Origin of the sequence: Rhizobacter sp. J219 (assembly GCF_024700055.1) — a bacterium.
Taxonomy (GTDB): Bacteria; Pseudomonadota; Gammaproteobacteria; order Burkholderiales; family Burkholderiaceae_C; genus Rhizobacter.
In genome coordinates this window covers 2,573,921-2,596,871 of the sequence record NZ_JAJOND010000001.1, presented here as the reverse complement: position 1 = coordinate 2,596,871, position 22,951 = coordinate 2,573,921, and the positions used below count along the sequence as shown (strand labels likewise).

Below are 22,951 nucleotides of genomic sequence, written 5' to 3'. Positions count from 1 at the left end.
TCGCCCTCCAACCGGTAATAGCCGGCGTTGTGGAAGTAGCCGAGCCGTTCACCCGCCACGTCGAGATCGTTGAGCACGATGGTCGTTTTCACGTGCTGCTGGTGGTAGTCGGTGCCAGCGGTGTCGGGCAGCCAGAAGGCGTCGGCCTCGGTGCTGAGCAGCTTGCCGGCCGCCAGGTGCTCGGCCGCGTGCTCGATCAGCGGGCGCCACACGTTGGCTCCTGCACGTCGATCCCGTAGAGCCGCTGAAGGTCTGGCAAGGGCGGCTTGAAGAAGGTCCAGTGGTCGCCTTCGAAATCGGCGGTCAGCGTGAAGGGCATCAGCGCAATCGGCTCCAGCTTCAAGCAGTGCAGCAGCTCGATCCAGACATCGGCGTAGCAGTTCTTCTCGACCCACACCCGCTCGTCGCCGTGCAGGCTGTGGCGCACATAGGCCTCGGGCGACAGGCCGGGCAGGGCGCAGGCACGCGGCGCGTTCACAGCGACAGTTGCTGCCGCACCGCCTCGGGCCAGTGCGAGGGGTCGAAGCCGTGTGTCTTGATGAGCGCCAGCGTCACACGCTCCAGCCCGAAGCCGAGGCAGGCGGTGCTGGCCAGCGTGTCGTCGGCGTTGCGGATGCCGAACTTGCCGGAGAAGTGGTCCTGGTGCCAGTTGAAGGAGCAGATTGCGGTCGGCTTCTCTTCGGAGATCACGGGTACGAGGATCTCGAACTTGAGCTTCTGGTCGACTTGGTTGGCCGCCATCATCTTGCCGGCACGGCCGAAGAAGGGGTCGGAGGCGATGTCGCTGCGGGCATCGAGCCCGAGCCCTTGCAGCAGGTTCAGCGAGCGCTGGAGCCAGTCGTTGCGCCACTGCACCACCTCGTCCGAACTGGCGACGCGGATGAACTCGCGCATGCGGAACGATTGCAGCCGGGTCGGCTCGTCCGACGGCTCGTGGCGATAGACCCAGTTGAGCACGGTGACGAGGCGCCCGCCCTGCGGCAGCAGGCCGCTGAAGATCGGGTAGACGGGGTAGCAGGCCGCCGGGGTGAGCATCACCTCGGTGATGTCGAGCAGGTCCTCCCAGCGTTCGCCGGCCTGCGTGCGTGCGGTGATCTCTCGGGCCTGGGTCTCGTTGCCGAAGAAGCTGTGCACCGAGCCGGCGAGCTGCGGGAAGCTGTTCATGTAGCCGACCTTCTCGATCAGCTGCCGCGCCACGATGGGCGGGAACATCAGCTCCTCGGCGCCGTCGTCGGCCGCGGTGTGCGAGACGAGTTCGTTGAAGCCGCGCAGGATCTTCTCAAACACCGGCCCGCGGCCATAGCCGCCGCGGATGCCGGTGGGCAGGATGAGGCCGTGTTCGACCAGGCCTTGGTAGAAGGTGTCGATGTCGTACATCAAATGCCCAGCGTGTCTTTGTGAACGAGCAGCATCGACGCGCTCTTGGCCGCAATGCGTTCGTTCGAGATCATCAGAGACGCCGAAAGCACATCGCGGTAGTGGCGGCCGAGCGAGAACGGCGAGTCGTTCTTGTAGCCGAGCACACCGACGATCTGCAGGGCGCGGTGAACGATCTGCGGTGCCGCGTCCGAGCAGGCGATCTTGAGGTTGTTGAGCCGCAGGGCCCAGGCCATGTCGAGCAGCTCCTGCTCGCTCGCCTGATCGAAAGCCTGCGCAGACGCTTGCCATTGCTGGCGCATGCCCTGCAACTGCGCCGACACCTCGGCTAGGCGCATAGCCGTCGGCGGCACGGTGCCGGGATTTTTGCGCGCTTCACCGCGAACGTAGGCGGCCGCGCGGTTCACGGCATCGGCCGCGATGCCCCACCACAGCGCCGACCAGAGGATGTGCGAGTACGGCACCATGGTCTGGGCGGCGATGTCGCCGAACGCGCCGGGCACGATCTGCTCGACGGGTGCCGACGATTCGAGCCGGAAGCCGGGGCTGCAGGTGCCCCGCATGCCGAGCGTGTCCCACGAGGTGGTCTGGGTGAGGGTGGAGTCTTCGCGCTTCACGAGAACCAGCACCTGGTCGCTCGCGGGCGCCTGCGCATCGCGCCGGCTGGTGACGAGGATGGCGTCGGCGTGGGCGCAATACGAGCCAGTGGTCGCGTCCTTGTTGAGCACGAAGCGCGCGCCCTGTCGTTCGACGGCGCACACGCTCGATCGGGTGTCGCCAAAGGTGCCCACCTCGGACGTCATCGAGGCGAGCAGCGGCTGGTACTTGACCAGATCGCGAAGGTATTCGGCGAAGAAGGCGTCATCGGCTCCATGGCGGACGAGGCAGGCCACCTGGATGTAGTGCATGGCAAGCACCATGCCGCTGGCGCCGCAGCCTTGCGCGAGCGTCGCGCACAGCTGGGCGAGTTGCAGCATCGAGCAACCGGCGCCGCCGAAGGCCTGCTGGACGGGTGCACTCAGCAGCCCTGCATCACGCAGTGCAGCAATGGTCTCCGACGGGAAGCGCGCCTGCGCATCGACCTCGTTCGCATGCCGTGCTGCCACGGTGGTGGTGACCTCGCGGATTGAGTTCAGCAGGGTGTCGAAGCTGGGAATCGGAGCGGTCATGAAGGGCGTGTGGTGCCATGGGCTGCGGCAACCGGGCAAGGATAGCGCTGCGTTTTGGCCTGGCGCATCCCGCAGATGCGGATGCCATCGGTAAATCGTGCGTGCACGAGTCCACACCTCCCTAGAACTTGGGTGCTTCATCGATGGCCCCCTCCATGAAGGGGATTTCATCGCGAGGCAGGATCGCCCATGCTAGCCCTTGCACCCATTCACACGCGCGCCATGTCACACGCCATCGATCAGCTGCACATCGCCCCGCCCGCCTCGGCGCGCCTGCGTGTGGGGCTCGACGTGGTCGACATCCGGCGCGTCAGCGAATCCATCGAGCGGTTTGGTCCGCGTTTCGCACAACGCCTCTTCAGCGACGACGAAATCGCCTACGCCCAGTCCGGCGAGGGTCAGGCCGCCGAGCGTCTGGCCGCACGCTTCGCGGCCAAGGAAGCGGCCATCAAGGCGTTCGACCTGGCCGAACTCGGCGTGGGCTGGCGCGACATCGAGGTCCAGAAATTGCCCAGCGGAGCGTGCCGCCTTGCCCTGCATGGCCGGGCTGCCGCCGAGGCGCAGCGTCTGGGGGTCAGCGAGATCGCACTTAGCCTGAGCCACGACGGCGATTTCGCGGCCGCGGTGGTGACGGCGTTGCTGGCGCCCGGCGCCGATTCCAAGCATTTTTCCTGAGGTTTCCATGAACACGGCTGAAGAGATAGAAGAAAAGATCCGGGAGGTGCTGCGAGACCACGCACGCCTCAGCAAACCTCTGGACCAGATCGACCTGACGACCGATCTCTACCAAGCCGGCATGACCTCCCACGCCAGCGTCAACGTGATGCTGGCGCTCGAAGGTGCGTTCGACATCGAGTTCGCCGACCACATGCTCAAGCGCAGCGTCTTCACCAGCGTGGCGTCGATCCGTGACGCCGTGGCCGAACTCACCCACGCCTGATTCGTGAAATGACACCCATCGCCCAGGACGGCCCACAACGGGTAGTGCTGGGCGGGGTGTGGCACATCTGCGCCACCGCGCCGGGGCGCTGCACCTCTCCCGCACAACTCGACAGCCTCGATCCCGGCGAGTGGCTTGCCTCCTCGTCGCCCGGCACCGCGGCCGCGATGCTGCGCGAGGCCGGCCGCTGGTCGCTCGACGGGCCGCCCCGCCGTTTCGATGCCGAGGACTGGTGGTACCGGACGAGCTTCACGCCGCCACCGCTGGCCGCCGGTGAGCGCTTCTGGCTGGGCTTCGATGGCCTGGCCACCGTGGCCGAGGTCTGGCTCAACGGTCAGCCGATCCTGCGCAGCGACAACATGTTCCTGGCGCACGAGTGCGAGGTGACACCGCATCTGGCCGCAGGCGAGAACCAGCTGGTCATCCACTTCCAGTCGCTCGACGCGCTGCTGGCGGCGAAACGGCCGCGGCCCCGGTGGCGCGTGCCGATGCTGCCGCACCAGCAATTGCGCTGGCACCGCACCACCTTGCTCGGGCGCACGCCGGGGTGGTCGCCTCCGGCCGCCCCCGTGGGGCCGACGGGCGCCGTCTGGTGGGAGCGGCGCGATCCCGTAGCCCCGCTCAGACCACAACTGCATGCAACCGTCGACGCCGAAGGCCGTGGCCTCGTGCGCGTCGACTGTGTCTTGACACCCGCCGCCACCGCGCAGATCGAACGCGTCGAGCTGGAAGTGCGGCAGGGCCAGGACGCCTGGCGCGTGCCGCTCACCCTTCACGGCGAGCATTGCGAGGGCACGCTCGTGGTCGAACGGCCGGCGCTGTGGTGGCCGCACACGCACGGCGAACCGGTGCTTCACCAGGCGCGGCTCATCGTCCATCGGCGTGATGCGTTGCAGCCGGTGGTGCAGGCGCTGCGGCCCTTCGGCTTTCGGCGCATCGAGGCCGACACCGATGGCGGCCGCTTCGAGCTGCGGGTCAATGGCGTGCAGGTGTTCTGCCGCGGCGCCTGCTGGACGCCGCTCGATCCCGTGAGCCTGCTGGCGAGTGCCGATGCCCTGCATGCCACCGTGCAGCAGGCCCGCGACGCCGGCATGAACATGCTGCGGGTGGGCGGCACCATGGTGTACGAGGGCGAGGCCTTCTTCGACGCCTGCGACGCGCTCGGCATGCTGGTGTGGCAGGAGTTCATGTTCGCCAACATGGACTACCCCCAGCAGGACGCGACCTTCGCCGACAGCGTGCGCGCCGAAGCGGCGCAGCAGACGGCGCGCTGGCGGGGGCGGGCCTGTGTCGCCGTCGTGTGCGGCAACAGCGAGGTGGAGCAGCAGGCCGCGATGTGGGGTGCCTCTCGCGAGTCGTGGGCGCCGGCCTTGTTCCACACCACCTTGCGGCAAGCGGTCGAAGCCGCGCTGCCGGGGGTGCCCTACTGGCCCTCCAGCACACACGGCGGCGCGTTTCCGCACCAGGCGAATCGCGGCACCGCGTCGTACTACGGCGTGGGCGCGTACCTGCGCCCGCTCGACGATGCACGCCGGTCCGACCTGAGTTTTGCCACCGAGTGCCTGGCGTTCGCCAACGTGCCCGACGAGCGCACCGTGGCGCGCATGCCCGGCGGCCTGAGCCTGCGGGTGCACCACCCGGTGTGGAAGGAGCGCACGCCGCGCGACCTGAGCGCCGGCTGGGACTTCGAAGACGTGCGCGACCATTACCTCGCCGCCCTGTGGAAGGTCGACCCCGTGAAGTTGCGCTCGGTCGACCACGATCGGTACCTCGCCCTCAGCCGCGTGGTGACGGGCGAGGCGATGGCGGCGGCCTTCGCCGAATGGCGGCGCCCCGGCTCGCGCTGCGGGGGCGCGCTGGTCTGGTTTCTGCGCGATCTCTGGGCCGGGGCCGGCTGGGGCCTGGTCGACGACCGCGGCCTGCCAAAAGCCTGTTTTTACGCCCTGCGCCGTGTGCTGCAGCCGGTGGCGGTGCTCTTCAGCGACGAAGGGGTGAACGGGGTCGCGGTGCATCTGCTCAACGAAAGCGCCGCGCCGATCCTGGGTGAGTTGTGCTTGCGCCTCTATGGCAACGGCGAGGTCCTGGTCGACGAGGCCACCCTGCCGGTGTCGGTGGCGTCTCGCGGCAGCACGAGCCTCGACCTGGCCGAACACTTGGCCGGCTTCACCGACGTGTCCTATGCCTACGGCTTCGGGCCTCCGCCGGTGACGCTGGTCCATGCGCAGCTGAAGGCGCCCGGGGGTCAGGTCCTCAGCGAGGCCTTCCACCTTCCCGCCGGCCCGCTGCAACAGGTGCGCGACGACCTCGGCCTCAGCGCCCGCTATGAGCCGGCCACCGACCAGCTCGTCGTCACGACCACGCATTGCGCGCAGCATGTGCATGTGCAGCTCGACGAGCACCTGCCGGTCGACAACGATTTCCACCTCGCACCCGGCACCACCCGTTCGCTCGCCTTGCAGCGGGTGGATGCGCCCAGCGGCCGACCGCTGAAGGGCTGGGTGTGGGCGCTGAACGCGAGCCGGCCGGTCGCCATCGTGGTGCCGGCATGAGCGCGCCGGGCCGCTCCCAAGCGCGAATCCCGGAGCGCTGTGCGCGGAGGGTCGTCCAATGAGCGCTTTGCCGGCGCAACCCTTCTACTTCGGGCCCGAAGGCAACAGGCTCTTCGGCTGGCTGCACCTGCCCAGCCCCGAAGCGCACCGCGGCCTCGGGGTGGTGGTGTGCAACCCCTTCGGCTTCGAAGAGGTGTGTGCCCATCGCAGCCTGCGCCAGTTCGCGATGGCGTTCAGCGGCGCCGGCTGGCCAAGCCTGCGCTTCGACCACGCCGGTTGCGGCGATTCCGAAGGCGACGAGTTCGCACCCGACGTGCCGGCCCGCTGGCTGGCGGGTGTGAACGCCGCGATCGACACCCTCAAGGCGGCCGCTGGCGTGCAGCAGGTGGTGCTGCTCGGCGTGCGCCTCGGCGCCACGCTGGCGGCGCTGGCAGGCGCCGGTCGCGACGACGTGGCCGGGCTCGTGGCCCTCGCGCCGGTGGTGCGCGGGCGTGGCTACATCCGTGAGCTGACGATGCTGGGGCAAGGCGGTGGCACGGCCGTGGCCTCGCGGGCCGATGTGCTGGAGTCGGCCGGGTTCGTGATGGCGCGTGCGACGGAAGAGCATCTCTCCCAACTCGACCTCCGCCGACTGGAGCGCGCACCCGCCCCACGCGTATTGATCGTTCCGCGCGACGACATCGACGATGGCCTCGACTGGCAGACCCCGCTCAAGGCGCTGGGGGCCGAGGTGCAGATCGAGCGCCTGCCCGGCTACGCCAAGATGATGGAGGATCCGCAGCGGACGGTGACACCGCAACGCATGATCGAAGGCGTGGTGCAGCACCTGCGGCGCTGGGACGAGGCACTGGCGCTGCAACCCGTCACCCCACGGCCGCTTCCTGTCGAGCAGGTGCTGTCGCTGCCGGCCGCTGCGGTGCAGGAGCGGCCGGTGCAGGTACCGACCCGCGACGCGACACCGCTCTTCGGCGTCCTCACCGAGCCCACCGATGCGGCCCTGCAGCCCGGCCGGCCGGCGGTGCTGATGCTCAACTCGGGCGCCGTCCACCACATCGGCCCCAACCGCCTGTGGACGCGGCTGGCGCGGCAGTGGGCCGCACGTGGCGTGACGGTGTTGCGCATCGATCTCTCGGGCGTGGGGGACAGCGCAGCCCGCCCCGGCGCGCCGGAGAACGTCGTCTACTCTGCCCATGCGATGCAGGACGTGAGCGACGCACTGGCCTACCTGCGCGGCACCAAGGGCGCCGGCGAATGCCACCTGCTGGGCCTGTGCTCCGGTGGCTACCATGCCTTCAAGGCTGCGGTGGCGGGGCAGCCGGTCGCGTCGTCGACGGTGATCAACCCGCTCACCTATTTTTGGCACGACGGCGACACGCTGCGCGACGTGAAGGACTACGAGCTGGGTGAGCTGGCCTCGCGCTACCGCGACAAGGTGTTCACGCGCGAGCCGTGGCTGAAGCTGCTGCGCGGTCAGCTCGACGCCCGCGTCATCGTGCAGGTCGGCTTGCGCCGCACCTGGGGGCACGTCGAACCGTACCTGCTGCGGCTGGCGCGCCGGCTGCGCATCCCGCTGCGCGACGATCTGGCCGGCGAGCTGGCGCAGGCGGTGCGGCAAGGCATCCGCCTGCGCTTCGTTTTCGCGGCCCACGCGCCCGGCTACGACCTGCTGCGCAAGCAGGGCGGCAGCGCGATCGACCGGCTGATAGAGCGCCAGCTCGCCTCGCTCGATTTCGTGTCCGACGCCGACCACACCTTCACCCGACTCGAAGCGCGGGAGCGACTGGTGGCGCTGCTCGACCGGCTGGCGCCCATCTCCCGCGCCGCATGAGCGCGCCGGGTCGTCCAGTGAGCACCGCCCAGCGCGACGGCTACCGGATCGATCTCAACGGGCTGCGCGGCCTGGCCGTCGCACTCGTCGTCGCCTTTCATCTGCAGCTCAAGGGCGCGACGGGCGGCTTCATCGGGGTCGACGTGTTCTTCGTGCTGTCGGGCTACCTGATGACGCAGATGGTGTGGCGCCGCATGGAGGAGGGGCGCTTCCACTACGGCGACTACCTGGCTCGACGTGCCGCGCGCATCTGGCCGGCGCTGGCCGTGCTGGTGTCGGGGCTGCTGCTGGCCGGGCTGCTGTGGTTGCCGCCGTTCGATCTGCTGCGCATCGCGGAGCAGGGCGTGGCGACGCTGCTGTTCGTCTCGAACCACCACTTCCTCGCCAGCAGCGGCTACATCACGCATGCAGGCGACTCGCTGTGGCTGCTGCACACCTGGTCGCTGTCGGTGGAGTGGCAGTTCTACATGCTCTACCCGTTGCTGCTGTTCCTGCTGACGCGCTGGGTACCGGTGGCGCGGCGCAGGGTTGTTGCGATGGCCGGGGTGGCCGTGTTGCTGCTGGCGTCGTTCGCCTGGCACTTGTTGCTCGCACGTCAGGCGGCGGAGAGTGGCTTCTTCCTGCTGCCTGCGCGGGTGTGGGAACTGCTGGCGGGGGCGCTGGTGGCACTGCTGGTGCAGGGCCGTCCTGCTGCGGGGGCAAGCGGGCGTGCCGGGCTCGTCAGCTACCTCGGCCTGGCGCTGGTGCTGGGGGGCGCGCTTCTGATGGCGGCCGCGCGGGTGCGCAGCGTCGGGGCGGGGGCGTGGCTCGTGCTGCCGGTCCTCGGGACGGCGATGGTGCTGTGGGCCGATGCCGACAACCGCTTGCTGCGCCTGGGCGTGCTGCAGCGGCTCGGCCTGTGGTCGTATGCGATCTACCTCTGGCACTGGCCGCTCATCATCGGCATGCGCCTGACCGACTACCCGCAGGAGCATCCGCTGGCCACGACGGTGGCCATCGGGTTGGCATCGGTGTTGCTGGGCTGGGCGTCGCATGCGCTGGTCGAACGCCCGCTGATGCGGCGCGGTGCAGGAAGCCTGCGCGTGATCGCAGCACCACTGGCCACGATGGTGGTCGCCGGTGCATCGGTGGGGGTCGTGCTGAGCACCGCGGGGCTGCCGGTTCGACAACCGGGCCACAGCGATTCGCACGCCGCCTACTGGGCCTCGGTACGTGCGCGTTACTTTCCCGATGCCTGCAGCAACTACAAGAAGCCGCTGCAGGAGATCAAACCCTGCCGAATCGACAAGGGCACGCCGGCGCGCGCGCTGGTGATCGGCGACTCGCATGCCGAGCACTACTACGCGTGGTTCGTGACGCACAGCCCGGGCTCGGTCGACTTCTACACCGCGGCCGAGTGCCCACCGGTGCCGCATTGGCGACGCACCCAGCCCGGCTACCACTGTGCGGCCTATTCGGCCGAGGCCTGGCGCAAGGCGCAGCAGGAGCCCTACGACACCGTGGTCGTGGCGGCGCGTTGGGCCACCATCGGCCTTGCCGGCGCGCCGTATTGCCACGAACGCGGCGCGGGCGTGTGCTCGGTGCCCGCGACCTTGTCGGCCAAGCAGCAGGCCGTCCTCGACGAGATGCGGGCCGCCATCGTCGCCACGCTGGCCCGCGGCAAGACGGTGGTGCTGGTCGACAGCGCCGCCGAGTCGACGCTGCGTGTGGCCGACCGTGTCGCCCGCGAGCAGTTCTGGTACGGGCAGGTGCGCCTGAGCCTGCCCGTCTCGGCCCTGCACGCGCAGACCGACTGGATGGAGCCCTTGTTCAAGGGGTTGGAGGCGACCCCCGGCTTCCACCGTGTGAGCCTGCGGCGGCGCCTGTGCGACGCGCGCTCGTGCCGCGTGTACGACGAAGCGCTGAAGCGTCCGATCTACTACGACGAAAGCCACTTTGATCCGCTGTGGATCGAACAGCAGGCCGATCTCTTCGCGCGCTTCGTGAAGCCTTCGTGACAGCGCCGCGGGGTGCGCCGCGTGTGAGGAATGTCGCGCCAGGGCTGTTGGTCCCCGCTCACTCAGGGGGGCCCGCGTGTGCTGTGCATCGAGGGTTCCAAGAGATCTCGCCAATACAATCTTTTGAGCTTTCCGATCCACATACCCGAAGCGAAAGAACCTCATGAGCAAGCAGGCGAAGGTCCCGAAGATCCAAGAGAAAAAGACGCCTGGTTTGGCGGCTTCCAACATGACGGGCACGGGCCCTGGCGGCCTGTCGGTGCGAGCTTTCGCCGAGTGGTACCGCGATCGCGAGCTCGAGCAGTGGGAGCGTTTCGACTACGCCGCGCTCGAGAAGATCGCGAAGGCCATCGAGAAGGTCGAGAAGTCCGGCAAGACCATCTTCGTGATGGGCAACGGCGGCTCGGCGGCCACTGCCTCGCACATCGCCACCGACTGGTCCAAGACTGCAGAGCGTGTGAACAAGCCGCTCATCCGCTGCATCTCGCTCAACGACAACACCGCCTTCATGACGGCCATCGGCAACGATCTCGGCTACGACGAGATCTTTGCGCGCCAGCTGCGCAACCTGTGCGGCAAGGGTGACCTGGTCGTCATCATCTCGGGCTCGGGGAATTCGCCCAGCGTCTTGAAGGCCAACGACTACGCCAAGAGCGTGGGCGCCACGACGGTCGGCCTCACCGGCTTCACCGGCGGCAAGCTGCGCAAGGACGTCGACATCTGCTTCCACGTCGAGAGCGACCAGTACGGCGTGATCGAAGACATGCACATGGCCGCGGGATCGATCCTCGCGTTCTACCTGAAGCAGCGCAAGTGATGCTGCGGTGATCCACTACGTCACGCAAAACGGGATCGGCAACGCCTGGGTTGCCAACGAGCTGAGCCGCGTCGAAGCGGCCGGCATCCCGGTGGCGCTGCATGCTATGCGCGCGCCCGACAAGCTGCTGCACGACTCCGACTGGGCGGTGGCGATGAACCGTCGCACCGAGCTGATGTACCCGCTGCCGCTGGTGGCGATCTTCTTCTCGTTGCTGGCCGCACCGTTCCGCTTTCGCGGGCGCTTCCTCTCGGCGCTGTGGAATGCCTTCTTCGGCCGCCGCGAGCACCTGCGTGCCCGGCTCGCCGGCATTGCCCACCTGGTGGTGGCCGTGCACTGGGCGACCGGCATCCTGAAGAGCGGCCGCAAGGTGTCGCAGATCCATTCGCAGTGGATCAACTCCTGCGGCACGATCGCGATGTATGGGGCATGGCTGCTCGATGCACCGTTCAGCTGGACGGGCCATGCGACCGACCTCTTCCGCAACCGCAGTGCCTTGCTCGACAAGATCGAGCGCGCGAACTTCATCATCTGCATCTCGACCTTCCACCGCGACTTCTACCTGAAGCATGGTGCGCGGCCCGAGCAACTGGTGATCGCCTACTGCGGCATCGACCTCTCGTGGTTCTACCCACCGACCGAGGCGCGTGATCCGAACAAGACCTACCGCATCGTCTCGTCGGGCCGTCTGGTCGAGAAGAAGGGCTTCTCCGACCTGATCGACGCCTGCAAGATCCTCGTCAACCGCGGCGAGAAGTTCGAGTGCGTGATCGGCGGCAGCGGCCCGCTCGAAGCCGAGCTCCAACGCACAGATCAAGCGCCTCAACCTGACCGACCGCATCAGCGTGACCGGCAAGGCCCTGCTGCAAGAGAAGATCGTCGACTTCATGCACGAAGGCGACGTCTACGTGCTGCCCTGCGTGTGGGCGAGCGATGGCGACGTCGACGGCCTGCCGCAGATGATCATGGAAGCGATGGCGAGCGGCCTGCCGGCGATCTCGACGCGCCTCGTCGGCATCCCCGACCTGCTGCAGCATGAAGACACCGGTTTGCTCGTCGAGCCCAATCAGCCGGCACAGCTGGCCGATGCGATGGCCCGCTTGATGCATGACCCGGCACTGGCGGCGCGGCTGTCCGCAAACGGGCAGCAGCTGCTCAAGAAGACTTTCGACCTGAACAACTGCCTCGAGCCGTTGATCGACAAATTCCGCCAGAGCCTGGCTGCCGCTGCCCCTGGGCAACGCAGCACCGGCCCGGCCACACCAACCAGGGTGACGACATGATCATTTCGCAAACCCCGTACCGGGTGAGCTTCGCCGGTGGCGGCACCGACCTGCCGGCCTTCTATCGACAGGAGTACGGTGCCGTGCTGTCGATGGCCATCGACAAGCACATGTATGTCACGGTGAGCCCGCGCTTCGAGAAGACGGCGCGGGTGGCCTACACCAAGGTGGAGATCGCCGAGTCGATCAACGACATCCAGCACGAGCTGGTGCGCGAGGCACTGCGGATCACCGGCCTCAGCCGCCACATCGAGATCACGACGGTGGGTGACGTACCGGCCGGCACGGGCATGGGCTCATCGAGTTCGCTGACCGTCGGCTTGCTGCAGGCGCTCTACGCCTACAAGGGCCAGATCATCAGCGCGAAGAACGTCGCCGAGCAGGCCTGCCAGATCGAGATCGACATCCTCGGCAAGCCGATCGGCAAGCAGGACCAGTACGCCGCCGCCTTCGGCAACCTCAACTACATCCGCTTCAACCCCGACGACACCGTCGACGTGGAGCCGGTGCCAGCGCCGGCCGAGACGATGAAGGAGCTGTCGAGCCGCATGATGCTGCTCTACACCGAGCAGCAGCGCGATGCCGACGGCATCCTGAAGCGCCAGAGCGAAGGCACGAAAGACCGCATGCCGGTGCTGCGTGCGATGCGCGATCTGGCGCAGGAGATGCGACTGGCCATCACCGGCCCGGGCGGCCTCGATGAGTTCGCCCGCCTGCTGCACCAGGGCTGGGAACTGAAGCGTTCGCTGGGCTTCGGCATCAGCATGGAGCGTGTGGACGCCTGGTACGAACAGGCCCGCAAGCTGGGTGCGCAAGGCGGCAAGCTGCTCGGTGCCGGCGGTGGCGGGTTCCTGTTGCTGGTCGCGCCGAAAGAGCGCCACAACCTGATCCGCGATGCACTTGGCAATCCGCGCGAGCTGACGCTCGACATCGACCGCCGCGGCGGCCGTGTCATCTTCATCAGCGACCATCAGCGTCTGTTGCACAACCAATAAGAGGAACGGCCCAGTGCGAGTGCTCATCACCGGCGGCGCCGGTTTCATCGGTTCCCACACCGCCGACGCGCTGCTGCGCGAGGGCTACCAGGTGCGCGTGCTCGACTCACTCGAAGAGCCGGTGCACCCCGGCCACGCGAAGCCGGCCTACCTCGACCCGCGCATCGAATTCATCCGTGGCGACGTGCGCAACGAAGCCGTGCTGCTCGACGCCTTGCGCGGTAGCGATTACGTCTACCACCTGGCGGCTTTCCAGGACTACCTGCCGACCTTCAGCCGCTTCTTCGACGTCAACGTGACCAGCACCGCGCTGATCTACGAATTGATCGTGCGCGAGAAGCTGCCGGTGAAGAAGGTGATCGTGGCCTCCAGCCAGGCCGCTCTCGGCGAAGGCCTGTACCACGACGCCGCTGGCCGTGCCGTGCTGCCCGACATCCGTCCGACCGAGCAGCTTGAACGCGGCGTGTGGGAGGTGCAGGCGCCCAAGGGCACGACCGGTCCGCTTACCTGGCAGCCAACCGACGAGACGGTCGCCAACCCACAGAACCAGTACGGCCTGTCGAAGATCGCCGAAGAGCGCGTGGCGCTCTCGCTCGGCAAGCGCTACGGCATCCCGAGCGTGGCGATGCGCTACTCCATCGTGCAGGGCCCGCGCCAGAGTTTCTACAACGCGTACAGCGGCGCCTGCCGGGTGTTTTCCTTGAGCTTCCACCTCGGTCGCGAGCCGATGATCTACGAAGACGGCCAGCAGGTGCGCGACTTCGTGAACGTGCAGGACGTGGTCGACGCGAATCTTCTCGTGCTGCGTGACGAGCGTGCGGACTACGAGATGTTCAACGTCGGCGGCGACAAGGCGCACACCGTGGCGTCGTTCGCGACCGTGGTGGCCGAAGTCTTCGGTGCCAAGGGCTACAAGGCCGAGCCCTGCGGCAAGTTCCGCTTCGGCGACACGCGCCACATCTGCTCCGACGTGAGCAAGCTCAAGTCGCTCGGCTGGAAGCCGACGCGCACGGTTCACGAGAGTGTCGAGGCGTACAAGGCGTGGCTCTCCACCGCCGACAACGCGGCGCAGATCCTCGACTACTGCAACCAGCAGATGGCCGCGCTCAACGTCGTGCGCGACGTCAACAAGGCGTGAACGCGACCCAGCGGAAGACCAAGGCAGTGCTGCTGGCCGGTGGCCTCGGCACACGCCTGCGGCCGCTGACAAACACGGTCCCGAAGTGCTTGGTCGAGATTGCCGGTCGGCCCTTGCTGGACTACTGGTTCCGGGCGCTGCGTGACGCTGGCATCACCGATGTGCTGGTGAATAACCATCACCTACCCGACGCGGTGCGGGCCTTTCTCGACGCGAAGAAGCGTGAGGGCTTCAACGCTGTCGAAGCCTACGAATCAACGCTTTTGGGCTCGGCTGGCACCGTGGCGCACAACCGCGCTTGGGCCGAGGACGCCGACGACGTGCTCATCATCTATGCCGACAACCTGTCGAGCCTGGACCTGCGAGCCTTCATGGCCGGCCACCGGGCACATGGCTTGCCCATGACGATGCTGCTGTTCCATGCGCCCAATCCGAAGGCCTGCGGCATTGCCGAGGTCGATGCGAGCGGGCGCATCGTCGATTTCGTCGAGAAACCGGCCGAGCCGAAGTCGGACCTGGCGAATGCAGGGGTGTATGCGGTGACCGCCGATGCCTGGCGCGAGATGGCCGATGCCAAGGCCTTCGACCTCGGCTTCGACGTGCTGCCGAAGTTCGTGGGCCGCATGCAAGGCCATGTGCACGAGGGCTACCACCGCGACATCGGTAACCTGGAGGCGCTGGAAGCTGCGCGGGCCGAGGCGCCGCGGGTCTTTGCTGGCCGATTCAACTGATTCAGACAAGAGGACAAGACATGAAAGTGCTGGTGACAGGCGGAGCGGGTTATGTGGGCAGCGCGTGCCTGCGCAAGTTGCTGGCCGAGGGCCACGACGCGATCGCGTTCGACAACCTCTCCGAAGGGTATGAAGCTGCCGTGCCCGCGGGCAAGCTGGTCAAGGGCGACATTGCCGACACGGCCGCGCTGGCCAAGGTGATGAAGGATCACGGCAGCGAGGCCGTGATGCACTTCGCCGCGGCCACCTACGTGGGCGAGTCGGTGACCAACCCCGACCACCACTACAACAACAATATCGCCGGCACGCTGAGCCTCTTGCGCGCTATGCGCGAGGCCAAGGTCAACCGCATGCTCTTCTCCAGCACCTGCGCGACCTACGGCGATAACCCGGTGGTGCCGATGAACGAGACCGCCGCACAGATCCCGTGCAGCCCGTATGCACGCACCAAACTGGCGGTCGAGTGGATGATCCGCGACTTCGCGCATGCCTATGGCCTGGGCTTCACGCTGCTGCGCTACTTCAACGCCTCGGGCGCCGACCGGGATGGCGAGTTCGGCGAGGCGCATGACCCCGAGACGCACCTGATTCCGCTGCTGCTGCAGGTGGCCCTCGGCCAGCGCGACAAGCTGATGCTCTACGGCGACGACTACCCCACGCCCGATGGCACCTGCATCCGCGACTACGTGCACACCGACGACCTGGCCCAGGCACACATGCTCGCCATCATGGCGACCACGCCGACGACGGCCGAGGTGTTCAACATCGGGACCGGCAATGGCCAATCGGTGAAGGAAGTGCACCGTGCCTGCGAAGAGGTCACGGGCAGGAAGATCCCCTTGCAGGTCACCGCCCGTCGCCCGGGCGACGCACCGGCGCTGGTGGCCGACCCGACCAAGCTCAAGACGCAGCTGGGCTGGAAGCCTGAGTTCTACGACATCAAGCGCACCGTCGAGACGGCCTGGGCCTGGCACCAGAAGTACCCGAAGGGCTACGCCGACAAGGTGAAGGCCCAGCGCTGAGAGCGCGCGGTCCGGGCTAAAGAAAACGGCGCCTCGAAAGGCGCCGTTTTTCATGGAGCGTGATGGATCATGCGGCGACGTGCTGCTGCAGGAAAGCCTGCACCTCGGCATGCGCGGCAACGATGGCGTGGGCCTGAGTCGTCTCCGGTCGCGGGTGGTTGGCAGGGCGGAAAAGCAGCGTGCGGCCCACGCCGGCCCGCGCACCGGCCTGGATGTCGGTCTCCATGTCGCCCAGCAGCACGGAGGCTGGCAGGTCGACGTCGAACTCCTGCGCGGCCTGCAGGATCATCCCCGGGTTGGGCTTGCGGAACGGTGACTCGGCCTTGTAGTGCCCGATGCCATGCTCGGCGTGGTACGGGCAGAAGTACACCTTGTCGATGACCGCGCCGCGCGAGGCGAATTCGCCGCACATCCACTCGGTGAGCACGTGGAAGTCGGCCTCGGTGTACTTGCCGCGGCCGATGCCGGCCTGGTTGGTGATCACGAAGACAAGGTAGCCCCGCTCGCGTGCCGTGCGCACGAGGTCGAAGATGCCGTCGACGAAATCGAAGTCTTCGCGCTTGTGCACGTAGGCGTGATCGATGTTGATCACGCCGTCGCGGTCGAGGAAGAGGGCAGGGCGGCCCACGTGAACGCCGCGCTTACTCGTGGTAGTCGTAAGCCTGGAAGCCGGCCATCTTGACCAGGCTGTCGCGGCGCGCCGAGTTGTAGTCGGCTTCGACCATTTCCTTCACCAGCTCCTGCAGCGAGGTGGTGGGCACCCAGCCGAGCTTCTGCTTGGCCTTGCTCGGGTCGCCGAGCAGCGTTTCCACTTCGGTGGGGCGGAAGTAGCGCGGGTCCACGCGCACGATCACGTCGCCGACCTTGCACTTGGCCTTGTCGCCTTCGACCTTGCTCACGGTACCGATCTCGTTCACGCCTTCGCCGGTGAAGGTGACGGTCACGCCCAGCTCCTTGGCCGCGAACTCGACGAACTGGCGCACGCTGTACTGCACGCCGGTGGCGATGACGAAGTCTTCGGGCTTGTCTTGCTGCAGCATGAGCCACTGCATCTCGACGTAGTCGCGCGCATGGCCCCAGTCGCGCAGCGCGCTCATGTTGCCCAGGTGCACGCAGTCCTGCAGGCCGAGTGCGATGCGGGCGATGGCGCGGGTGATCTTGCGCGTCACGAAGGTCTCGCCACGCAGCGGGCTCTCGTGGTTGAAGAGGATGCCGTTGCACGCGTAGATGCCGTAGGCCTCGCGGTAGTTGACCGTGATCCAGTAGGCGTACATCTTCGCCACGGCGTACGGGCTGCGCGGGTAGAAGGGTGTGGTTTCCTTCTGCGGGATCTCCTGCACCAGGCCGTAGAGACCCGAGGTGCTGGCCTGGTAGAAGCGGGTCTTCTTTTCCAGCCCGAGGATGCGGATCGCCTCGAGGATGCGCAGCGTGCCGATGCCGTCGGCATTCGCGGTGTACTCGGGCGTCTCGAAGCTCACCGCCACATGGCTCATGGCGGCGAGGTTGTAGATCTCGTCGGGCTGCACCTGCTGGATGATGCGGATCAGGTTGGTGCTGTCCGTCAGGTCGCCGTAGTGCAGGATGAAGTTCTTGTTGTCGACGTGCGGGTCCTGATACAGGTGGTCGATGCGATCGGTGTTGAAGAGGCTGGAGCGGCGCTTGATGCCGTGCACCTCGTAGCCCTTCTTGAGCAGCAGCTCGGAGAGATACGCGCCATCCTGGCCGGTCACGCCGGTGATGAGGGCTACTTTCTTGTGGGACATGGTCGGTCTCTTGAGGATGGTCGAAAGAATTATTGGCGGAACGGCGCCGTCTCGTAGGTGAGGCGCAGGCCGTCTTGCAGGCTGGTCTTGGCGCGCCAGCCGAGCGAGGCGAGGCGGCTCACGTCGAGCAGCTTGCGCGGCGTGCCGTCGGGCTTGCTGCTGTCGAAGACGATCCAGCCCTCGAAGCCCACCACTTTCATCACCGACTCGGCCAGTTCGCGGATGGTCACGTCTTCACCCGTGCCGATGTTGACCAGCGGGCCGTCGTAGCCCTGTTCGGCCAGGTGCACGCAGGCGTCGGCGAGGTCGTCGACGTAGAGGAACTCGCGCTTGGGGGTGCCGCTGCCCCACACCACGTATTCGCTGTCGCCACGCTCGCGTGCTTCGTGAGCCTTTCGCAGCAGGGCGGGCAGCACGTGGCTGGTGGCAAGGTCGTAGTTGTCGTTGGGGCCGTAGAGGTTGGTGGGCATCACGCTCACGTACTGGCGACCGTATTGCGCGTTGTAGGCGTCGCAGAGCTTGATGCCGGTGATCTTGGCGATGGCGTACGGCTCGTTGGTCTGCTCCAGCGGGCCGGTCAGCAGGTAGTCTTCCTTGATCGGCTGCGGGCAGTCGCGCGGGTAGATGCAGCTGGAGCCGAGGAACATCATCCGCTGCAGGCCGGCCAGGTGCGCGCCGTGGACCAGGTTGGCCTCGATCATCAGGTTCTGATAAAGGAAGTCGGCGCGATAGGTGTTGTTGGCCTGGATGCCGCCCACCTTGGCGGCGGCGATGAAGCTGTAGTCGGGCTTCTCGGCGGCGAGGAAGGCATGCACCGCCTTCTGGTCGAGCAGGTCGAGCTTCGGCATGCGTGCGCGTCACGATGCGGGTGTAGCCGGCCGATTGCAGGCGGCGCACGATGGCGCTGCCCACCATGCCGCGGTGGCCTGCGACGTAGATCTTTGCGTTCTTGTCCATGGGGTCAGGTCTTGCTTCAGCCGCGGCCGTAGGTGTCCTCGAAGCGCACGATGTCGTCTTCGCCGAGGTAGCTGCCCGACTGCACTTCAATGATTTCGAGCGGCACCTTGCCGGGGTTCGCCAGGCGATGCGTCTGGCCGAGCGGGATGTAGGTGCTCTGGTTCTCGCTGAGCAGGATGACCTTGTCGCCGTTGGTCACCTCGGCGGTGCCGCTCACCACGATCCAGTGTTCGGCGCGGTGGTGGTGCATCTGCAGCGACAGGCTCGCGCCGGGCTTGACCATGATGCGCTTGACCTGGAAGCGCGGGCCGGCGTCGATGCTGTCGTACCAGCCCCACGGACGGTGCACCTGGCGGTGCAGGGTGTGCTCGCTGCGGCCCGAGCTTTGCAACTGGTTGACGATGTGCTTGACGTCCTGGCTGCGGCTGCGGTCGGCGACCAGCACCGCATCGGGTGTCTCGACGACAACGACGTTGTCCAGGCCGACCACGCCGACCAGGCGGTTGGTCGCGTGCACCAAGGTGTTGCGGCTGTCGCGCAGCATCGCGTCGCCGATGGCGGCGTTGCCCTGGCTGTCTTTCTCGCTGACTTGCCAGACGGCGTCCCAGGCGCCGAGATCCGACCAGCCGGCTGCCAGCGGCACCATGCTGATGTCGAACTGGCCAGAGCCCGGGCACTTCTCCATCACCGCGTAGTCGACCGACTCGCTGGGGATGGCGGCGAACTCCGCCTTGCCCGGGCGCACGAAGCTGGCGTCGACCTTGTGGCTGGCCCACGCGGCGCGGGTGGCGCTGGCGATGTCGGGGCGGAAGCGCTCGAGTGCCTTCAGCCAGACCGAGGCGCGCACCACGAACATGCCGCTGTTCCAGAAATAGCCGCCTGCGGCCAGGTAGCGCTCGGCGGTGGCCGCGTCGGGCTTTTCGACGAACTGCGCGACCTTGCTGCCATCGGCCCGGATGTAGCCGTAGCCCGTCTCGGCGCGGTCGGGCGTGATGCCGAGGATGACGAAGGTGCCGTTGGCGGCGTCGCGCACGGCCTGGCGCAGCGCGGTGGTGAATGCGGCTTCGTCGGTCACCGTCTGGTCGGCCGGGGTCACGACGAGCACCGGGTCCTGGCCGGCAGCGGTGGCTTGCAGCGCAGCCAGCGTCATCGCGGGGGCGGTGTTGCGCCCCATCGGCTCGAGCAGCACGGCAGCGGGCGGCAGCTCGAGTTCACGCAACTGGTCGAGGACCAAGAAGCGGTGTTCCTCGTTGCCCACGATGCAGGGCGCCGCGACCTCCAGGCCCTCGGTGGCCAGGCTAGCCAGGCGGGTGGCCGCCTGTTGGAAAAGACTGCGGTTGCCTTGCAGCACCAGGAACTGCTTGGGGTACTGCGCACGCGAGAGCGGCCAGAGCCGGGTGCCGCTGCCGCCCGCCATGATGACGGGCTGGACGGCGATGGGGGCGGCGCTATTTGCGGGGGGTGTGAGAGCCATGGATGTTCTGAGTGCGGGCCTGGGCGGCGGAAGGTGGATCTTCGCCGCAGCGCTTTACCGGAGGGTGACTTCGCCGGTGCACCCGGTGATGGTGACCTGGTACGCCGTCGCGCTGGCAACGGTGCGGTCCTCGCGGCTCACGCTGCAGCGCAAAGCCAGGCTGCGGGTGGGCAGATACGTCAGGCCCAGGCCGTAGCCCTTGACGGCTTCGCTTTGCGAACTGCTGAGCGTACCTTTGCGCTGGCGCACATTGCCATTCAGGGAAATTTTGCCGGTGAGCTCGTACTGGGCATCGATGGCAAAGGTGGTGCCCAGGCGGGTGTTGTCGACGGGCAGCGCTTCGCCCCCCTCTCCGCCGGCGGTGGGGCTGAAGGTGGTTTCCTTGCCGGTGTCGCGCGTGGCCGCGGCCGTCAGGCTCAGCCGGCCGGTGGGTCGGTAGCTCCAGCTCAGGGCGCCGGTGGTCTCGGAGAGATCGGCGTTGGTGCCGAGCGAATGGGTTTCCTTGGTGGCGCTCAGCCGGGCGTTGAAGGTGCTGGCGCCGCCGGTGGCCCAGATGGCGGTGAGGTCGATGTCGCGCCGCTTGATCTCGTCGGTGACGGGAACGGCATCCTGCTCGCCGCGGGTCACACGCACGCCGGCACCGAGCGTGAGCTTGCCGCCGACGGCCCAGCGCAGCCCGGTGCTGACCATGTCTTGCGTGTAGTCGCGGCCGGTCGCGGATTGGATCTCCAGCGTGCGGTGCTCGTAGCCCAGGTCGAAGCTCAGGTTCGAGGCCAGGCCGTAGCGCGCCGAGGCGGTGGCTTGCTGGGTGCGCTGGTCGCTCAGGAAGGTCGACCCATCGGACGCGATGAAGTTGTTGAGGCTGTTGCGGGCGCTGTAGCGCAGAGTGCCCGACAGCGTCTCGATCGTTTCCCAGTCCAGGCCGCCGAGCACGGAGTAGCTCTTGTTGTTGAGGCCTGACACATCGTTGTAGCGGTGGACCTGGGCCTCTGCATCGGCAAACACCCGCTGGCGGCCGAACCGCAGGTTCACCCCGCCGAGCAGGCCGGTGCTGGAATAAAAATCGCTGGTTTCAGCGCCTGGGCGGCTGCGGTTCACGTTGGAATCGTGCGTGAAGCCCTGGCTGATGCCGATGTAGTACGGGCTTTCCTCCTGGGCCTGGGCAAATGCCGCGGTCGTGGCCGCCAGGCAGCCGATGGAGGCCGCCAGTTTCAGGGCGGCACCGCAAGGATGTGTCGGGCTCTTGTTCATGTGATGGGCTCGGCAGTGACGTGCGCCCATGGGGCACGGGGGCAGATCAGTACGCGTTGCGGTCGAAGAACACGAGCCGGATGGTACGCACAATGATTTGCAGGTCGAGCGCCAGCGACCAGTTGCGCAGGTACTCGAGGTCGTATTCGACGCGGGCCTGCATCTTGTCGACCGTGTCGGTCTCGCCGCGCTGGCCGTTCACCTGGGCCCAGCCGGTGATGCCGGGCTTGACCTTGTGGCGCACCATGTAGGCCTTGACGATGCGGCGGTACTCCTCGTTGTGTGCAATCGCGTGCGGGCGCGGTCCGACGATGCTCATGCGCCCCTGCAACACGTTGAAGAACTGCGGCAGTTCGTCGAGCGAGGTCTTGCGGATGAAGGCGCCGAACGGGGTGATGCGTGCATCGCCCTTGGTCGCCTGCTTGACGACCGAGCCGTTGTCCTGCGTGGTCATCGAGCGGAACTTGTAGACCGTGATGTCTTCGCCGTCGAGGCCGGTGCGGCGCTGCTTGAAGATCACGGGCCCCGGTGAACTCATCTTCACGCCGATCGCGATGGCGAGCAGCAAGGGCGAGATGAGCACCAGGATGATCGAGGCCAGCACCACGTCGCTCACCCGCTTGACCAGTTCGTTGGTGCCGGTGAAGGGGGTTTCGCAGATGCCCACGATGGGCAGGCCGTTCATGTCCTGCAGGCGCCCCTGGATGATGCTGATGCCGAAGATGTCGGGCACGAAGAAGAGCGAGGCCGTGGTGTCCTGCATCTGCTCGAGCAGCTCGACGATGCGAGGCTGGGAGCCGAGAGGTAGCGTGATGAAGACCTCGTGGATGCCGTGACGGCGGATGAAGTCGGCCACGTCTTTCAGGCCGCCTTTGACCTGTTCCATCGCGAGGCCGTCGACACGCGCGTCGGCGCGGTCATCGAAGTAGCCGAGGAAGTCGACGCCCTTGTCTTCGCTCAGCGTCAAGGCGCGCATGACCTTCACGCCCTGCGGCCCGGCGCCAATGACGATGGCGCGGCGGCGCGCTTCAGGTTGCGACAGCTGGTGGAGCACGATGCGGCGCCCGACCCACACCCCCAGCCACTGCACGACGGGCGTGGCCACCACCCAGATGATGAGCGCCTGCTGCTCGAAATAACTCAGGCTGCGGGTGACGTAGCCGCACAGCAGCAGCACACCCATCAGCACGACCCATGAGGAGACGATGTCGACCCCGGCGGCGATCAGGTTCTGGCGAAAGCGGTTGTGGCCGGGGAAGGTGAGGGCGAACACGAGCAGGCACAGCACCAGCTCAGGCCGCCCGATGAACGCGTCGAGGTAGAGATTGGCACCGAGGAAGGTGACGACGGTGATGGTCGGTTCGAGAAACGCAGCCGCGAGCGACGTCACCGATTGCGGAGCGCTGTAGAACGTTCGCTTGTACGGTCGGTCTTCAAACATTGCTACGGGTTGGTCCACGAGGCATCGCCTCCATCGATGTGGTCGAGCGCTGACAAGCGTTGACCGCAGGAATTCTCACCCAAGACATGTGACAGACCGGACCCGCAAGTGTGGGGGGACATTCGTTTTAGGGAGGTGGCGATGCGTTGAATGCGTCACGAATCGTGACCTTCCAATGGCGCGTTGGAGGGCCGTGTCGCGCTGTCGGTGTGACATAAC

Annotated in this window: 18 protein-coding genes and 3 pseudogenes; 12 read left to right on the top strand and 9 right to left on the bottom strand. The window is 67.0% G+C overall.

All coding sequences use genetic code 11. From position 1 onward, the window contains the following. Positions 1 to 2: 2 nt before the first annotated feature. The 3 genes and pseudogenes from LRS03_RS27045 to LRS03_RS11890 form a co-directional block, all read right to left on the bottom strand. A pseudogene (locus LRS03_RS27045) lies at positions 3 to 397 on the bottom strand (DUF1839 family protein); the annotation flags it as partial. A gap of 77 nt (positions 398 to 474) precedes the next feature. Continuing rightward, complete coding sequence (locus LRS03_RS11895) at positions 475 to 1,377, bottom strand: amino acid--[acyl-carrier-protein] ligase (protein ID WP_257825627.1); 903 nt, start codon at positions 1,375 to 1,377, stop codon at positions 475 to 477. Next, entirely contained in the window at positions 1,377 to 2,546 is a 1,170-nt protein-coding gene (locus tag LRS03_RS11890) for an acyl-CoA dehydrogenase family protein (RefSeq protein WP_257825626.1), read from the bottom strand. Before LRS03_RS11890 ends, LRS03_RS11895 begins: the two co-directional genes overlap by 1 nt. Positions 2,547 to 2,768: 222 nt before the next feature. Between LRS03_RS11890 and acpS the strand changes: the two genes are divergently transcribed. From acpS to galE, 12 genes and pseudogenes are all read left to right on the top strand, one after another. Next, positions 2,769 to 3,221 carry a holo-ACP synthase gene (gene acpS / locus LRS03_RS11885; RefSeq protein ID WP_257825625.1) on the top strand — a complete coding sequence of 151 codons (453 nt, stop codon included), beginning with the start codon at positions 2,769 to 2,771 and terminating at the stop codon, positions 3,219 to 3,221. Positions 3,222 to 3,228: 7 nt separating this feature from the next. Beyond that, positions 3,229 to 3,486: an acyl carrier protein gene (locus LRS03_RS11880; RefSeq protein WP_257825624.1), complete on the top strand. Its 258-nt coding sequence runs from the start codon at positions 3,229 to 3,231 to the stop codon at positions 3,484 to 3,486. A gap of 8 nt (positions 3,487 to 3,494) precedes the next feature. Further along, positions 3,495 to 6,035, top strand: a complete 2,541-nt coding sequence (locus LRS03_RS11875) for a glycoside hydrolase family 2 protein (protein WP_257825623.1) — start codon at positions 3,495 to 3,497, stop codon at positions 6,033 to 6,035. Between the two features lie 58 nt (positions 6,036 to 6,093). Further along, complete coding sequence (locus LRS03_RS11870; RefSeq protein WP_257825622.1) at positions 6,094 to 7,863, top strand: serine aminopeptidase domain-containing protein; 1,770 nt, start codon at positions 6,094 to 6,096, stop codon at positions 7,861 to 7,863. Between the two features lie 17 nt (positions 7,864 to 7,880). Next, entirely contained in the window at positions 7,881 to 9,860 is a 1,980-nt protein-coding gene (locus LRS03_RS11865; RefSeq protein ID WP_257825621.1) for an acyltransferase family protein, read from the top strand. Positions 9,861 to 10,089: 229 nt separating this feature from the next. Further along, entirely contained in the window at positions 10,090 to 10,677 is a 588-nt protein-coding gene (locus LRS03_RS11860; RefSeq protein WP_257825620.1) for a D-sedoheptulose-7-phosphate isomerase, read from the top strand. Between the two features lie 106 nt (positions 10,678 to 10,783). Continuing rightward, a pseudogene (locus LRS03_RS26565) lies at positions 10,784 to 11,476 on the top strand (glycosyltransferase); the annotation flags it as partial. 46 nt (positions 11,477 to 11,522) lie between these two features. Further along, complete coding sequence (locus LRS03_RS11850) at positions 11,523 to 11,960, top strand: glycosyltransferase family 4 protein (protein ID WP_257825619.1); 438 nt, start codon at positions 11,523 to 11,525, stop codon at positions 11,958 to 11,960. Continuing rightward, positions 11,957 to 12,955: a GHMP family kinase ATP-binding protein gene (locus LRS03_RS11845; protein ID WP_257825618.1), complete on the top strand. Its 999-nt coding sequence runs from the start codon at positions 11,957 to 11,959 to the stop codon at positions 12,953 to 12,955. The genes LRS03_RS11850 and LRS03_RS11845 overlap by 4 nt, the downstream gene beginning before the upstream one ends. A gap of 13 nt (positions 12,956 to 12,968) precedes the next feature. Next, on the top strand, positions 12,969 to 14,093 hold the full coding sequence (locus LRS03_RS11840; protein ID WP_308296425.1) for an SDR family NAD(P)-dependent oxidoreductase: 1,125 nt from the start codon (positions 12,969 to 12,971) through the stop codon (positions 14,091 to 14,093). Positions 14,094 to 14,119: 26 nt separating this feature from the next. After that, complete coding sequence (locus tag LRS03_RS11835) at positions 14,120 to 14,824, top strand: nucleotidyltransferase family protein (protein WP_257825617.1); 705 nt, start codon at positions 14,120 to 14,122, stop codon at positions 14,822 to 14,824. A 20-nt stretch (positions 14,825 to 14,844) separates the two neighbouring features. Then, a complete protein-coding gene (galE, locus tag LRS03_RS11830; protein ID WP_257825616.1) occupies positions 14,845 to 15,846 on the top strand; it encodes a UDP-glucose 4-epimerase GalE in 1,002 nt (333 codons plus the stop codon). A 67-nt stretch (positions 15,847 to 15,913) separates the two neighbouring features. On the opposite strand, the gene LRS03_RS11825 is transcribed toward galE, so the two are convergent. The 6 genes and pseudogenes from LRS03_RS11825 to LRS03_RS11800 all read right to left on the bottom strand — a co-directional run bounded on the left by LRS03_RS11825 (position 15,914) and on the right by LRS03_RS11800 (position 22,750). Continuing rightward, a complete protein-coding gene (locus LRS03_RS11825) occupies positions 15,914 to 16,474 on the bottom strand; it encodes a D-glycero-alpha-D-manno-heptose-1,7-bisphosphate 7-phosphatase (protein WP_257825615.1) in 561 nt (186 codons plus the stop codon). A gap of 13 nt (positions 16,475 to 16,487) precedes the next feature. Further along, complete coding sequence (gmd, locus tag LRS03_RS11820; protein WP_257825614.1) at positions 16,488 to 17,609, bottom strand: GDP-mannose 4,6-dehydratase; 1,122 nt, start codon at positions 17,607 to 17,609, stop codon at positions 16,488 to 16,490. A gap of 29 nt (positions 17,610 to 17,638) precedes the next feature. Then, positions 17,639 to 18,566: pseudogene (locus LRS03_RS11815) on the bottom strand (GDP-L-fucose synthase family protein). A gap of 16 nt (positions 18,567 to 18,582) precedes the next feature. Beyond that, complete coding sequence (locus LRS03_RS11810) at positions 18,583 to 20,040, bottom strand: mannose-1-phosphate guanylyltransferase/mannose-6-phosphate isomerase (protein WP_257825613.1); 1,458 nt, start codon at positions 20,038 to 20,040, stop codon at positions 18,583 to 18,585. A 54-nt stretch (positions 20,041 to 20,094) separates the two neighbouring features. After that, on the bottom strand, positions 20,095 to 21,291 hold the full coding sequence (locus LRS03_RS11805; protein WP_257825612.1) for a porin family protein: 1,197 nt from the start codon (positions 21,289 to 21,291) through the stop codon (positions 20,095 to 20,097). A 46-nt stretch (positions 21,292 to 21,337) separates the two neighbouring features. Next, a complete protein-coding gene (locus LRS03_RS11800) occupies positions 21,338 to 22,750 on the bottom strand; it encodes an undecaprenyl-phosphate glucose phosphotransferase (RefSeq protein WP_308296424.1) in 1,413 nt (470 codons plus the stop codon). Between the last annotated feature and the right edge of the window lie 201 nt (positions 22,751 to 22,951).